The sequence below is a fragment of the Pantoea sp. Lij88 genome, from assembly GCF_030062155.1.
Classification (GTDB): Bacteria; Pseudomonadota; Gammaproteobacteria; order Enterobacterales; family Enterobacteriaceae; genus Pantoea.
Map to the genome: position 1 here is coordinate 2,568,042 of NZ_CP118269.1, position 14,232 is coordinate 2,582,273.

A 14,232-nucleotide genomic window follows, 5' to 3' on the forward strand; every position below is an offset into this window, starting at 1 on the left:
GCGCAATGCAAGACCCACGATGTGTGATGATACTCAATGCCACGCTGCCGCCAGGCAAAGCCACCAATGCTGCCGCCGTGATGGCCTTAACACTGGGCCAGCGGCATCCGGCGCTGGTTGGTGACAGTCTGGAGGATGCGGAGAGTCGCCCTTCTCCCGGTTTGATCACGACCGGGATTCCGGTGCTGTCCGCCACAGACGAACAGCTCAGTGCATTGCGGGAACAGTGTGAACAGGCTGAATATGATCTGGTGCTGTTTCCTGAAGAGGGACAGTCCACCACCGATTATCAGGCGCTGAGCGCCGTGCTGCGGCAACAACCGCGTCAGCAGTGGCGTCTGCTCGGCATCGCCATCGTCGACGATAAAAAAGCCCTGCGTAAGCTGACGGCAAAACTGGCGTTGTTCAGCTGATTTTTTTGCGGGAAGCTGGCCACAGTTTCCCTTTTTACCTCTCCCGCTCGTCAATTCCGCCGTCTGTATAGGTTATTTGTACAGTTTTGGTTTCGGAATAATCCTTATAACCTGCTGATAAGCGTCAGATAGCATCTTTTGTTAAAGGATTCGATTGTACAGATTGCCCTTCATTGTATAACTTTACCGCCACGAGTTGTCTTATGACTCTGTAACGAATGATGCACTTGCGTCGCCTCTGAAGGTGTCAGTGGATTTCCACCTTCAGAGGTTATTTTTTGCTTGATCAATTTGTGACACTGGTACCATCGCATCTGTCCATGCGGTGGTTTTTTTGATCGCTTTTGTCCTGACATCCGAACCGGAATCGGGCTGTTCTGAAGGGCTTACACATGCAATATATTCTTCCCCGGACTAATCAGGAAATTGCTGATTATTTTAACCCTGCGGCGAATAAACCGGCCAGCGAGATGGAAATGCTGGGTATCCTTGTTGCAGAGATCCTGCAGTCAGGCATGCCAGTGAATAATAAAGCGATTATTTCCAAACTCATTCATCGGCTGGAACTGGAAAGTGACAGGGAAATGCTGGATATCTATCGACAGTTGCTCGACCTGGTCGTCCATAAAACCCCGGACGATTTCTCGCTGTAACGCGGACTCCACGGAGGGAGTCCCCCCCCTTTTTCTGGCATCTTCGCCAGTCGCCCGGTACTATCTGCCCCTCACCATTATCAAAATCTTCCCGCCCCTCGCGCGGGAGCAAAACAACTAAAGAGCCTGCAAACCTTTATGACTCAAACCAATGATGTTGCCGCAACCGATGTTGTGGCGGGCGATATCAGTGTGGGGCGCGTTCTGCGTTCGCCTGCGCTGCTGACCCGCGAATGCCTGGCCGGAGTCATTACCGCGCTGGCATTAATCCCTGAAGTGATCTCCTTTTCCGTTATTGCTGGTGTCGATCCGAAAGTCAGTCTGGTCGCGTCGGTGGTGCTCTGCCTGACCCTGTCGATACTCGGTGGACGCCCGGCGATGGTCACGGCCGCTGCCGGTTCCGTGGCGCTGGTGATCGGGCCGATGGTCCATCTGCACGGCGTGGAATATATTCTGCCTGCGGTCGTGATGGGCGGCGTGATTCAGATTCTGTTTGGCGTGGCCGGTCTGGCGCGCATGATGCGCTATATCCCCCGCTCGGTCATGCTGGGATTTGTGAATGCGCTCGGTGTGCTGATTTTCTTTGCTCAGGTACCGCACGTCTGGGGGCAGTCACCCCTGGTGTGGATCTTCTTTGCCGTGACCCTGGCTATCGTGCTGTTGCTGCCACGCCTGTTCAGAAGCGTTCCTTCTCCTCTTGTTGCGATTGTGGTGGTGACGGGTGTCGCGCTGCTGATGGGCTATCACATGCCGAACGTGGGCGATGAGGGGCCGATGAGTCCCGGCCTGCCTGGTTTTAACAGCCTGCTGGTGCCGCTTAATCTGCAGACGCTGCAGATTATCTGGCCTACCGCACTCAGCATCGCTTTTGTCGGGCTGATGGAGTCACTGCTGACCGCCAAACTGGTCGATGATCTGACCGATACCCCCTCCAGTAAGCGTCGTGAATCCTGGGGCTTAGGCGTGGCGAATATTCTGGCGGGATTTTATGGCGGTATCGCCGGATGCGCGATGATCGGTCAGACCATCGTCAATGTTGAGCTGGGTCGGGCGCGCAGCCGTGTTTCTACCGTAGCCGCCGGTCTGGTGCTGCTGTTACTGGTGACCGGGCTGAGCCGGGTTATGGCACAGATCCCGATGGTCGTGCTGGCCGGGATCATGATGGTCGTGGCGGTGAAAACCGTTAACTGGCATAGCCTGCAGCCCGCGACCCTGAAACGTATGCCGTGGTCAGAGACGCTGATTATGGTGCTGACGGTGGCGGTGACGGTCTGGACAGGTAATCTGGCACTGGGCGTGCTGGCTGGGGTCATTCTGGCGATGCTGCTGTTTGCCCGCCGCATTGCGCACGTGATTCATGCGGAACGTCAGCTGAGCGAAGATGGCGAATCGGTACGCTACGTGGTACGCGGTCCGCTCTTCTTTGCCAGCAGCAACGATTTGTTTGAGCATTTTGATTATGCGCATGACCCGAAAAAAGTGACTATCGACTTAACGCACGCTCAGATCTGGGATGCATCCAGCGTCGCGGCGCTGGATGGGATTGAATATCGCTATCAGCGCTATGGTGCAGAGGTGACCATTGAAGGGCTTGATCTACGCAGCACTGACTTCCATCAGCGTCTGACCGGTAATTTCGGCTAAGAAACTCCGTTCTGCTGCCTCACCGGCAGCAGAATTTACTCAGCCTTTTGCCGACGCGCACGGTATCGGCCCACCATGGTGATCAACGCCTGATAGATTAAACCGGCGTAGAGACTTGTCAGAATCGCCAGACCCGGTTCTTTGCCCTGCTGATGCCATGACATAAACCACATGAACACGCCCCACAGTACAGAGAACACCAGCCACCCGCGGACGAACTTCATAATGCCATTCATAACGACTCCTCTTAAATGAGGCGCTACCTTAGCGTGCTCCTGCCCGAAACGCATTGCCAGCATGTCCGGGTTGAGAGGCGTCTCAAAGAATGGTCACTCATTCGCGCTTCACGCCGGGCATTTCACCTTGTCCGGGCGATTTTGTGGTGATTCTCTATACTCTACGTTCCGCTTAACTGATCAGGGAATTACGATGAAACGTACTGCTTACCTGTTATCGACGCTGGCTATCCTTGCTACTCTCACCGCCTGTGCACCACCACCACCAGGCAGAGATGCCCCACCACCGCCAGGCAAAGACGCCCCTCCACCACCACCAGGCGGGCAGCAGCCGGTTGGCGCACCGGGCGGCGCTGGCCCTGCAGGACAACCGCAGGGATAATGTCTTTCAGCCAGTCTGCCCTGCAGGCTGGCTAATGCCGAAAGGCACAGCCGCAGGCTGACATCTCACCCGGTACGATTTTGCCAAAATGGGAGTGACGCTGCTCTATCTGCCCCTTTCCTCCGCGGCTTTCAGCCGTTTGCCCCAGCCAGCGATCTATCGCATTGGCGGTGATCTGCCGGATATCAGGTGACCAGCTGGTAAGATGCCAGGTAGGGCTGCGGGCTTCCTCGCTGTCTCCAAATCCTGCCACCGCCAGATGGACACCCTGACCGAAATCGCGGATTGCCTGCATCGCCCCAAACGCCAGCAGATCGCTTTCACAGAAGAGTGCCTGAATACGCTCAGAGGCCCGGGTCTTCTTCAGATAGTGCATCATCGCCTGCCAGGCGCTTTCACGATCGTCACCCTCCGCTGTCAGCCCGGCGTTCAACACCCTGCCCGCCGCCTGCAGCGTAGTGCTGTAACCCTGCTTTTGCGCACTTTCTCCGGGCTGGCTCTGCATAAAGCCAAACCGCTGATGCCCCTGCGCGAGCAGCAATTCTGCTGTCACTTGCCCCGCCTGCAGCGCATCCGCCTGCAGTTCAGGCTCAGCGTCGAACTCAAGTACCGGCAGATGACCGGCATGCGTCACCCTGCTGCCGGGTAAGACCAGCAGACCACGCAGCGCAAGAGGGGCTGACCGCCGGATGAGGGCGGTGAGTTCCTCCTGGGTCTGGCCACTCAGCAGCACGGTAACCATACCGCGCGCGTTGAGCTGGCGCGTAACTTCGTCCAGCACTTTCTGCTGATACGGATTGAACAACTGGCTGGCGACAACACCGATAACCGGGGGTAAAGCCGAACCCGTTGAGTCAGGCGTAGAAGATGTGATCATTGACGTGAACTTCTCTGCGACGGCAAACAATATCCATTACTTTACGGTAAACCAATCTGTTTCAACAGGTTATGGCGTTCGACACAGGCCGCAAAAATGCGTGAAATCGGATGTAACGGGATTGGTGGTGGCAGATGAGCCGGTGTAAACAGGAGACAGAAAATGGACCGGGCAGCAGGAGTTGAACCCGCATCGTCAACCCCTGAAGAGTTGCAGTAATACCTTTATACCATGCCCGAATGGCGTGCCGGGAAAGCCGCGCTGTGTGAACAAGGGTAGTGCCACTTTGCGATCAGGCAAGCGCAAGCGGCAGCGATTTTTTGCCCCTCTGTATGCAACCAAAAATGAGGTACCTGCGCCCGCCGGTGTTGATTATTCAACTAACCTTAAGAATCAGGCAGCCTGTTCCGGTCGGGACTGATGGCCAACACTACGCAGAGGTCAAGACTATGCCTTCAGGACAATTTTACGTGATTGATCAACCCGAACTGAATTTTACGGCCAATTATCATATTGATACGGTCAAGGACAAACCCTACCCATCAAGAATGGTACTGGAGATCAGGAAGCAGTCACAGCCCACCGAGGCCTTTGAGGCTGTCAGCATCGGACATGAGGTGACCTTTGTCTCGTCCAGCGGTGAGGCGCAGCGGATGGTGCTGATCAGTGATACGGAGGATGAACTGGTTTTCAGCTCTGAGGCGTGAGGCTGTTTCAGGCATTATGGTGAGATTGCCGTGTCAGTCACGCCAGATTACAGGCACAAAAAAACCGCCCTTGGGCGGTTACGACATTACTGCATATTACTTATTATTCTTTTTTCTGCGGCAGAAATATGGTGCCCGGGGCGGGACTTGAACCCGCACAGCCTTACAGCCGAGGGATTTTAAATCCCTTGTGTCTACCGATTTCACCACCCGGGCAGGGTGTAACTGGAGGCGCGTCCCGGAGTCGAACCGAGGTACACGGATTTGCAATCCGCTGCATAGCCACTCTGCCAACGCGCCTTAAACTGATGTGCCGTCAGGTTAACCTGACCTGCGAATCTGGAGCGGGAAACGAGACTCGAACTCGCGACCCCGACCTTGGCAAGGTCGTGCTCTACCAACTGAGCTATTCCCGCAATTTTCAGCAATTTCGTCGAACCTGCTGATTTTACTTATCTTCTGGCAGCCTGGCTGCCGTTCGATGCGATGCATTCTACTTAGATGGCGCAATGAGTCAATAAAATTATCCTCACAGCGCGTCCGTTTGCTGCTTTTTAAATCGTATCGATCACGGTTCGAGCAGATCGCCCCGTGCGGCGCTTAAATACTGGAACATCGACCAGAAAGTCAGCACAGCGGCAATGTATAACGCCACCACACCAATCGCCACGACGGTCGCATCCGGACGCCATAACAGTGCAAAAAGAGACAGCATTTGTGCCGTCGTTTTCACTTTACCAATCCAGGAAACCGACACGCTGCTGCGCTTGCCAATTTCCGCCATCCATTCACGCAGCGCAGAGATGATGATTTCACGGGCAATCATGGTCGCCGCAGGCAGAGTAATCCACCAGGCGTGGAAATGTTCAGCCACCAGCACCAGCGCGATCGCCACCAGCACTTTATCGGCAACCGGGTCGAGAAACGCCCCAAAGCGCGTCGTCTGCTTCCAGCGGCGCGCCAGGAAACCATCAAACCAGTCGGTAACAGCAGCAAAGATGAAAATCAGTGCGGTAGCCAGCGGCGCCCAGGTGAACGGCAGATAGAAAGCCAGCACAAAGAACGGGATGAGCACGACTCGAAACAGGGTGAGACACGTCGGGATGTTTAATTGCATATGCCGGTAACTGTCTGGATATAGGTAGAATTTAGCCTATGTTCCTACATTGCCCCCCCCGTTTCAATGCTAGTGTTTCAACGAGTAGTATATTTTTTCTGCCAGAGCGTGTGAGATACCGGGTACATTGGCGATCTCCTCCACCGACGCATTCATCAGCGGTTGCAGGCCTCCCATGTACTTAAGCAGTTGCTGACGCCGTTTCGGCCCCACGCCTTCGATGCTTTCCAGGGCACTGGTGTTCTTTACTTTGGCCCGTTTTTTACGGTGACCCGAAATAGCATGATTGTGAGCGTCATCACGAATGTGCTGAATCACATGCAGCGCAGGTGCATCTGGTGGCAGTGAAACGCCCTCGCCTTCCGCCTCAAAGAACAGCGTTTCCAGTCCGGCTTTACGATCGCTGCCTTTGGCGACGCCGAGTAAGATGGGCTGATTTTTATCCCACGGCACATCCAGCTCCGCGAAGACCTGTATCGCCTGCGACAGCTGGCCTTTACCGCCATCGATCAGGATCACATCCGGGATCTTATCTTCTTCAATCGCTTTACCATACCGGCGACGCAACACCTGGTTCATGGCGGCGTAGTCATCACCGGGTGTAATGCCGGTGATGTTATAGCGACGATAATCGGCGCGCAGCGGACCATTCTGGTCAAACACCACGCAGGAGGCGATGGTCTGCTCTCCCATGGTGTGGCTGATATCGAAACACTCCATGCGTTTAATCTTGTCGAGATCAAGAAACTCCGCGAGCGCCATCAGGCGCTGATGAATCGTGGAGTGCTGTGCCAGACGCGTGGTTAACGCCGTGGCGGCATTGGTGCGCGCCAGCTTGAGGTAACGGGCGCGATCGCCACGCGGCTTGCTCTGGATAGAAACGCGGCGTCCTGCCAGCTCGCTGAGCGACTCCGCCAGCAGTTCGCGCTCCGGCAGGGTAAAGTCCAGCAGGATGTCGCCAGGCAGCGTGCGTGCCTCGCTGCCCTGCAGGTAGAACTGCCCGACAAAGGTCTGCACGACCTCGGCCAGATCGGTATCCACCGGCACTTTCGGGAAGTAGCTGCGGCTGCCGAGTACTTTGCCCTGACGGATAAACAGCACGTGAAGACAGGCCATACCCGATTCATAAGCCACACCCATCACATCCAGGTCATCGCCCTGATTCGAGACAAACTGTTTTTCAGTGATGCGTCGCACGGCCTGAATCTGATCGCGCAGGCGCGCTGCCTCTTCAAAGCGCAGGCCAGTACTCGCCTCTTCCATGCGTTTGACCAGCTGGTTGAGGACCTGATCGTCTTTACCGGCCAGGAACAGGTGCACATAGTCGGTCTGCTCGGCATACTCCTCCTCACTGACCAGCCCGGCAACACAGGGGCCAAGACAGCGGCCAATCTGATATTGCAGACAGGGCCGGGAGCGATTGCGGTAGACGCTGTTTTCGCACTGGCGGATAGGAAAGACTTTTTGCAGCAGCCCCAGCGTTTCCCGCACCGCATAGCCGTTCGGGAACGGGCCAAAGTATTCGCCTTTGGCGTGCTTTGCACCACGGTGCATCGCCAGTCGCGGATGGGTATCGCTGCTGAGAAAGATGTAGGGATACGATTTATCGTCGCGCAGCAGAACGTTATAGCGCGGCTGATAGAGCTTAATGTAGTTATGCTCAAGCAGCAGCGCTTCGGTTTCGGTGTGGGTAACGGTGACATCGATGTGCTGGATATTGCTGACCAGCGCTTCGGTTTTGCGGCTGCCGACCTGAGCGCGGAAGTAGCTGGTCAGACGCTTCTTCAGGTCTTTGGCTTTGCCCACATAGATGACGGTGCCTGAGGCGTCATACATGCGGTAAACACCGGGTTTGCTGGTTACCGTACTCAGAAAGGCTTTGGAATCAAAAACGTCATTCACTACTGATTAACGGCTCCGCATTATAGAGGCCATGTCGAATGGCCAGATGCGTTAACTCTACATCGCCACTGATATTCAGTTTGCTGAACATTCGGTAGCGGTAACTGTTAACGGTTTTAGGACTGAGATTTAACTGCTCGGAAATTTCCGTCACCTTTTGTCCTCGGGTGATCATCAGCATAATCTGCAATTCCCTTTCCGACAAACAGCTAAAGGGAGATTCCGCCTTTTGCGGCTCAATCTGGCTCAGTGCCATCTGCTGAGCAATATCCGATGCGATGTAGCGCTGACCGGCATTCACCGAGCGAATCGCATTGATCACTTCCTGTGGCGCAGCCCCTTTACTGAGGTAGCCGGCTGCACCCGCCTGCATGACTTTCGCAGGCAGCGGATTTTCCGTGTGAATGGTCAGCATGATGATTTTGATATCGGGGTTGTAACGCACGATTTTGCGCGTCGCCTCCAGTCCGCCAATCCCAGGCATGTTCATGTCCATCAGGATCACATCAACCTGGTTGGCGCGGCACCACTTAGCCGCATCCTCGCCACAGTTGACTTCTCCGACCACGGCCAGACCTTTGACATCCTCCAGAATGCGACGGATTCCGGCACGGACAAGTTCATGGTCATCAACAAGAAGCACACTGATCAACGGGGAAACTCCAGAGGCTAAAAAAAGAGGAAGCAATTAGCGATTGCGAGGGGTAATCATACCCGCTTTTACCTCAAAAGCACATCAACAAAGCAAAACTGTCCAGCCTTTACATCATCATTTTTAGCCTGGCCCAGCCAGCGATAACAGGCATTTCTGGCAACAGGCAGGGCCGCGGGATAATCCGTAAACTCTCACCATTTCATGGCATTAACGGTCTTCGCTGCTGACCCCCGCTGCTGCTGGCTCGGGCGTTCTCTGGCCCGGCGATCGCTGTGATTACTTTCAGCGATTGATTAGTTGTACTGGACAAACCAGCGGTGACTGGCAAAGCGAACCGGCTGCCTCAGCAACTTACTGACCCTGTGATATACTCACGTACTGCTGTTCGGTCAGATTGCCGACACATTGTCATTCACTAAGGAGAAACGCATGAGCGATGAAGATTTTGCAACTTCGCAGGAAGCCCGGAAATTAGCCGATGAAATCGCGGGTCTGAAGATGATGATTACCCTGATCCTGAAAGGTATGGGCCAGGCGGATGCCGGCAAAGTGATTATCAATATGGAACGCTACGTACAGACGCTCGGCGACAAGCCTCAGGCAGAAGTCTTCAGCAATACCATTAAACAGATTAAAACAGCCTACCGTCAGTAAGCTTTTTTGCCCCCAGCAGCGGGGGCAAACAGATTAACTGTGCGCCTGCCAGTTAACCGAAACGCCCAGCGTTGGCAGCACCTCTTCCGGACTAAAGCGCCGTGTTCCCCGATACTTTTCAGCCAGAGCGGGCTGAACCACCGGAATACGGATCGCAAACAGATTATCTTCTGACAGAATGAGTCCCGGCGTCAGCGGCTTATAGACCACGCCGTGCCGTTCAAACATTTTCTCCAGCATGGGCGTTGCCGAGCTGATGATGTACTCCATGCCGTTCAGTTCCGCCAGCTGCACCGCGTGCCAGAGAATGTTCAGCGGCAGTTCAGCATCCACTTCCAGCCGAGCCGAAAAGCGCGACATCTCCCACACTTTCTCATGGCTGAACGGCAGTACCAGCCCTTCGCTCTGCTCAGGTTCGAACCAGGGCATCAGACGCGCACAGCCACTGATCCCCGCGCGCGCATTCCATGCAATTAGCCAGGTGACATCTGAACGATCGAAGCGATCATATTCCTGTCCCGGCGTGCTCAGGCGTGGCGGTATTGACCACCCTTCGCCGCGCGCAAAAACGCTGTAACGGTAGCTGCCGAGTTCGGCAAGCAAAGAGGATGGCATATCCTTTAATTGCGTTTGCACTATTTTCATCATGCGCCTCTGACATCCCCATGTTTGCAATGATTTCTTTGCGCCAGCCTGGCAAAGTCCCGGCGCAGGGTAGACAACAGACCTGTACAAAGGAACTGCCATAAGTAGCAGTTGTTTTATGTTCAAATCAGTCCGATTGCCGCTGCGTAGCAGGCAATCTGCGTTTTATTGGAAACATTAAAACGCTTTTGCATATTTTTTTGGTGAAAGTTAACGGTATGTTCAGAGATGGATAAAATAAGTGAAATTTCGACGGCCGTTTTTCCTTCGGCTGTCCATTTCAGAATTTCCAGCTCACGCTGACTAAACTCTTTTTTTAGTACCATCATTGCATCATCGCTAAAGCGTTCCAGCGTATCCAGGCTTAGTTCCGCTAAAAGGTGTAGTTTCACCTCCAGCTCAGAAAGACAGAGCTGGACAGAAATGGACTGTTGCGACGATATAGATAATATACCAAGGACGCGATTTGGTGCCATTGCAGAGCAAGAAAATCCGCTCTGCAGCCCATATTCTCTTGCCTCACGCCAAAGACTGACGGCGTCAGCAAACAGCTCCTGCGTCCACACCAGTCCTTTGCCCGGCCGCTGACATGACGTGAGCACCGGATCGACAGCGTAATAATTCTGCTTCTCATAACGTTTAACCCATAATTTGGGATAGGTGCTATGTAAATGAATACGCGGTCGGCTAAAAGGCACCGGATGCTGAATCATAAAGGCAAAATAATCGAAGCCAAATGATTCAGTAAATTGTTGCAATAACGGTTTGAGTTCAGAAGAATCCGTTAATGCCTGAAATTGTTCTTTCACCTCACTTCGCCAGGCGAAATAATTTTCAGTACTCATATTGCCTCAGCGTTAATTTCACTCGCTCTTCCGGTATTATTCATTCGGATTCATCGGATAAAATAAATTAGCAGAAGAAACTTAATTTATCGCAGGGGATGAATCATTCATAAATGTACAGCGTATTTAATCTTTCACCGCTGGAGCGGAGTGAAAACGTGTCCCTGCCACTACAATGTGAGGCCGATCACAGCAATTTCAATCACCCCAGGAGAATAAGATTTTTCTGATAGGATTTCAATCCCCGCCATTGAATGTAATTTTATCTCAGCTCTGAAGATTCTGCTTAAAATATCGAATAGCGCTGTTTACTGATGAGTAAATAATGCGTAAACAAGGCGTTAATTAGCGCCCCGCAAACGAAGCGGCAGAGCGGATCGACGGACATATTTTTCATCAGGAAATAAGGGCGGCTCTGAGATTGTTACCTTAAGTCCAGGCGTGGCCCGCATAGAGCGCAGCGTAAGTGCCTCTCCTCTTCACAGACCAACGGTTCAAAGCCTTTGCCCTGCGGCGTCAGGCGTCAGAATGGCCACACTTTTCAGCGCCTGTTTTTTAAACGAACCGACGTGCTGTCGAATAAGGATATTCTGTTAATCCCCTCCAGGGCGATACGCTCTGCTGAATCATGAGTATCCCGTCAGGATTTATCCGCCTGTCTGTCTGAGGGCAATCCGTGTCGACGATCACTATTTATAGCCTCAGTGCCCGAATGAATGATTCTGTTTTAATCAGTTAAATCACTTTATGGATAGTCACGCAACTGAATTATCTGAAAATAAATTACACCACACGTTCCGTTCATTTTCCTGATGAAGCCTTCATTATTTATACAATTAATCTGGCTTATTCTTTCCGGAGACGATGTGAAAGAATTTCATTATGCCGCCTGACGAAATCCTCCCCGTGACGCTGAAAAATTGCACAAGTGATTTATCCTGCCGGGGTCACTTTATTAAAATAGCTGGCACTAAAATAAGGTACCCGGTCAGTGTGCTGACCTGCTGTCAGACTATTTCAGCGGTGAATCCGCTTCAGCGACGATCGCTGGAATGCATTTGCCCTCTCCCTCAGCGCATTTCTTAATCAAACACGGTATTAATTCTGCCTGATGATTTACCGGCAGTAGCCCGCCCCTCGCATACCCAGATGAAAATGTGAGGCGTGCGCGGCGTTGTAGTCCGGGCCCAGCGCATTGCCGAATACCTCACAGCCGCCACGCCACAGCGTGTGAAGCATGGCCGCTTTTTCTTCCGGCTGTTGCCAGTGACGACTGACCTCAAGCCGCTGACCATCTGCCAGCTGAAAGCCGGTCACATCCCAGGCATCGGCAGTGGCATGCTCACTGAGCCGTCCCTGAGTACGGTGATAAATGTTACGACAGGCATAGCTGCCGACATGGGTAATTCGTACCAGTGGACTGTGCATATCCCTGGCGGTCTGTTCACGACTGCGCAGCGCATACATGGTGCTGGCGACCGCCATAGGACAGCTGGCGAGGAAGCTGCTACTGAGACTGACCGGGCCAAATTTCTGAATCCACAGCGGATGAGTAAGCGGACAGTTTCCCGTGACGGCGGGACGCTCGCTGAAGTTGACCCAGCCCGCCTGTTGCGCGCGGCGCATCACCGCCAGACAGGCGTCGGGGTCGCTGGTCAGCCTCTTCATCTTAATCTGCGTGATCCAGCCCGGCGGATCGGTCACAGAGAGCGGAGTAAAGGGATTGAATTGCGGCGGCAGATGCTGCTTAAGCCAGGGTAAGCTGACCCATCCCAGCGCGATTAACAGCAGAAACAGGATAAGCGTGCGCATAGTCCCCTTTGCAGCATGATGATTAGCAAAAGAAAAGTGTAGAAGCACATTCTCTTCTGTGCCGTGCGCCTGACACAACGTGATGAATCATTACGCAGACTGACGCAGGATTAACCAGAATGGCCGCCTGCTGTCACGTCTGAGCATGCCCCGTGTCACATCAGGTAAAAAACTGTTACCGGCTTTGGGGTGACTTCCTCTATCTTATCCGACTTGCCCCCCGGGCAGACGCCGTTACTAACAGCCAGCAGAGCTGACACAACATCAAGACAGGAAAGACAATTCTATGGTTGATCAATCTAAAGAAACCGCACATGCCCCCGACGGGCCCGATAAGCTCCAGCGCAGCCTGCACAACCGACATATTCAGCTGATCGCCATTGGTGGCGCCATCGGCACCGGCCTGTTTATGGGATCCGGTAAAACCATCAGCCTGGCTGGCCCCTCGATCATTTTCGTCTATATGATCATCGGCTTTATGCTGTTCTTTGTGATGCGCGCGATGGGAGAGCTGCTGCTCTCAAACCTTGAGTACAAATCTTTCAGCGATTTTGCCGCCGATCTGCTGGGTCCGTGGGCGGGCTATTTTACCGGCTGGACTTACTGGTTCTGCTGGGTAGTGACCGGCATCGCCGACGTGGTCGCCATCAGCGCCTACTTCCAGCTCTGGTTCCCGGGTTTCTCGATCTGGATGAGCGCCCTGCTCTGCGTGGTGATTTTTCTGGCACTCAACATTGCCACCGTCAGGCTGTTTGGCGAGATGGAGTTCTGGTTCGCCATCATTAAAATCGTCGCCATTGTTGCTCTGATCGTGACCGGCATCGTGCTGGTGTCAATTCACTATCCTTCACCGGGTGGCGGCACGGCAGCACTCAGCAACATCTGGGAGCATGGCGGGATGTTCCCGAAAGGGCTTAGCGGCTTCTTTGCCGGGTTCCAGATTGCCGTGTTTGCGTTTGTCGGTATTGAACTGGTGGGCACGGCAGCGGCTGAAACCCACGATCCGCATAAAGTCTTACCGCGCGCGATCAATGCGATTCCACTGCGTGTGATTATGTTCTACGTGCTGGCGCTGATGGTGATTATGGCGGTCACGCCGTGGACCCAGGTCATGGCCGATCGCAGTCCGTTTGTTGAGATGTTCGTGCTGATTGGTCTGCCTGCCGCCGCAAGTATCGTCAATTTTGTGGTGCTGACCTCTGCCGCCTCCTCAGCGAACAGCGGCATCTTCTCTACCAGCCGCATGCTCTATGGCCTGTCGCAGCAGGGTGTGGCCAGTCGCGCCTTTGGCCGACTCTCTGCCCGTTCGGTGCCCACCACCGGTCTGTTTTTCTCCTGCTTCTGCCTGCTGATTGGCGTGGCGTTGATCTACCTGATCCCGAACGTGATGAGGGTCTTCACGCTGGTGACCACCGTATCGGCCATTCTGTTTATGTTCGTCTGGACCATCATTCTGTGCAGCTATCTGGCTTACCGTAAAAAGCATCCGCAGCGCCATGCGGAATCGGCATTTAAGATGCCCCTGGGCAAGTTCATGTGCTGGGTCTGCATGGCCTTCTTCGCCTTTGTGCTGGTGCTGCTGACGCTGCAGGAAGATACGCGCCAGGCGCTGATGGTGACGCCACTCTGGTTTGCGCTGCTGGGTGTGGGCTGGATGCTGCGTAATCGTCGCAGCCGCTAATCGATAACA

15 protein-coding genes and 3 tRNA genes are annotated in these 14,232 nt (G+C 53.9%); 7 read left to right on the forward strand and 11 right to left on the reverse strand.

Annotated elements, in window-relative coordinates:
* Positions 1-5 precede the first annotated feature (5 nt).
* The 3 genes from PU624_RS15820 (at position 6) to PU624_RS15830 (ending at position 2,710) form a co-directional block, all read left to right on the forward strand.
* On the forward strand, positions 6-413 hold the full coding sequence (locus tag PU624_RS15820; RefSeq protein WP_283545750.1) for a DUF2000 domain-containing protein: 408 nt from the start codon (positions 6-8) through the stop codon (positions 411-413).
* A 392-nt stretch (positions 414-805) separates the two neighbouring features.
* Positions 806-1,066 carry a biofilm/acid-resistance regulator YmgB/AriR gene (locus tag PU624_RS15825; protein WP_013357391.1) on the forward strand — a complete coding sequence of 87 codons (261 nt, stop codon included), beginning with the start codon at positions 806-808 and terminating at the stop codon, positions 1,064-1,066.
* A 138-nt stretch (positions 1,067-1,204) separates the two neighbouring features.
* On the forward strand, positions 1,205-2,710 hold the full coding sequence (locus PU624_RS15830; RefSeq protein ID WP_283545751.1) for a SulP family inorganic anion transporter: 1,506 nt from the start codon (positions 1,205-1,207) through the stop codon (positions 2,708-2,710).
* A gap of 35 nt (positions 2,711-2,745) precedes the next feature.
* On the opposite strand, the gene PU624_RS15835 is transcribed toward PU624_RS15830, so the two are convergent.
* Entirely contained in the window at positions 2,746-2,946 is a 201-nt protein-coding gene (locus PU624_RS15835) for a DUF6404 family protein (protein ID WP_283545752.1), read from the reverse strand.
* Between the two features lie 193 nt (positions 2,947-3,139).
* Between PU624_RS15835 and PU624_RS15840 the strand changes: the two genes are divergently transcribed.
* Positions 3,140-3,328 (forward strand): hypothetical protein, encoded by a 189-nt coding sequence (locus PU624_RS15840; protein WP_283545753.1) that lies wholly within the window; start codon positions 3,140-3,142, stop codon positions 3,326-3,328.
* Between the two features lie 31 nt (positions 3,329-3,359).
* Here PU624_RS15840 and PU624_RS15845 read toward each other — a convergent pair whose 3' ends face one another.
* The gene (locus PU624_RS15845; protein ID WP_283545754.1) at positions 3,360-4,205 is read right to left on the reverse strand and encodes a substrate-binding domain-containing protein; all 846 of its coding nucleotides are present in this window, start codon (positions 4,203-4,205) and stop codon (positions 3,360-3,362) included.
* Between the two features lie 470 nt (positions 4,206-4,675).
* On the opposite strand from PU624_RS15845, the gene PU624_RS15850 reads away from it, so the two are divergent.
* On the forward strand, positions 4,676-4,912 hold the full coding sequence (locus PU624_RS15850) for a hypothetical protein (RefSeq protein ID WP_283545755.1): 237 nt from the start codon (positions 4,676-4,678) through the stop codon (positions 4,910-4,912).
* 129 nt (positions 4,913-5,041) lie between these two features.
* Here the strand turns inward: PU624_RS15850 and PU624_RS15855 are convergent.
* The 6 genes from PU624_RS15855 to uvrY form a co-directional block, all read right to left on the reverse strand.
* Positions 5,042-5,128 (reverse strand) — tRNA-Leu (locus PU624_RS15855).
* A 10-nt stretch (positions 5,129-5,138) separates the two neighbouring features.
* Positions 5,139-5,212, reverse strand: a tRNA-Cys gene (locus PU624_RS15860).
* Between the two features lie 40 nt (positions 5,213-5,252).
* Positions 5,253-5,328: transfer RNA gene (locus tag PU624_RS15865), tRNA-Gly, on the reverse strand.
* A 152-nt stretch (positions 5,329-5,480) separates the two neighbouring features.
* Positions 5,481-6,029 (reverse strand): CDP-diacylglycerol--glycerol-3-phosphate 3-phosphatidyltransferase, encoded by a 549-nt coding sequence (gene pgsA / locus PU624_RS15870; protein ID WP_090962392.1) that lies wholly within the window; start codon positions 6,027-6,029, stop codon positions 5,481-5,483.
* 69 nt (positions 6,030-6,098) lie between these two features.
* A complete protein-coding gene (gene uvrC, locus PU624_RS15875; RefSeq protein WP_283545756.1) occupies positions 6,099-7,931 on the reverse strand; it encodes an excinuclease ABC subunit UvrC in 1,833 nt (610 codons plus the stop codon).
* Positions 7,924-8,583, reverse strand: coding sequence for a UvrY/SirA/GacA family response regulator transcription factor (gene uvrY / locus PU624_RS15880; RefSeq protein ID WP_010246608.1), 660 nt, complete (start codon positions 8,581-8,583; stop codon positions 7,924-7,926). The genes uvrC and uvrY overlap by 8 nt, the downstream gene beginning before the upstream one ends.
* 432 nt (positions 8,584-9,015) lie before the next feature.
* On the opposite strand from uvrY, the gene PU624_RS15885 reads away from it, so the two are divergent.
* The gene (locus PU624_RS15885; RefSeq protein ID WP_003849983.1) at positions 9,016-9,240 is read left to right on the forward strand and encodes a DUF2594 family protein; all 225 of its coding nucleotides are present in this window, start codon (positions 9,016-9,018) and stop codon (positions 9,238-9,240) included.
* A 33-nt stretch (positions 9,241-9,273) separates the two neighbouring features.
* Here PU624_RS15885 and PU624_RS15890 read toward each other — a convergent pair whose 3' ends face one another.
* From PU624_RS15890 to PU624_RS15900, 3 genes are all read right to left on the reverse strand, one after another.
* Complete coding sequence (locus tag PU624_RS15890) at positions 9,274-9,885, reverse strand: acyl-homoserine-lactone synthase (protein WP_283548013.1); 612 nt, start codon at positions 9,883-9,885, stop codon at positions 9,274-9,276.
* Between the two features lie 122 nt (positions 9,886-10,007).
* Positions 10,008-10,730: an autoinducer binding domain-containing protein gene (locus tag PU624_RS15895; RefSeq protein ID WP_283545757.1), complete on the reverse strand. Its 723-nt coding sequence runs from the start codon at positions 10,728-10,730 to the stop codon at positions 10,008-10,010.
* 1,116 nt (positions 10,731-11,846) lie between these two features.
* Positions 11,847-12,542 (reverse strand): extensin-like domain-containing protein, encoded by a 696-nt coding sequence (locus tag PU624_RS15900; RefSeq protein WP_283545758.1) that lies wholly within the window; start codon positions 12,540-12,542, stop codon positions 11,847-11,849.
* A gap of 286 nt (positions 12,543-12,828) precedes the next feature.
* Here PU624_RS15900 and cycA point away from each other — a divergent pair, with 286 nt between their 5' ends.
* Positions 12,829-14,223 (forward strand): D-serine/D-alanine/glycine transporter, encoded by a 1,395-nt coding sequence (gene cycA / locus PU624_RS15905; protein ID WP_283545759.1) that lies wholly within the window; start codon positions 12,829-12,831, stop codon positions 14,221-14,223.
* The last annotated feature ends 9 nt before the right edge of the window (positions 14,224-14,232 follow it).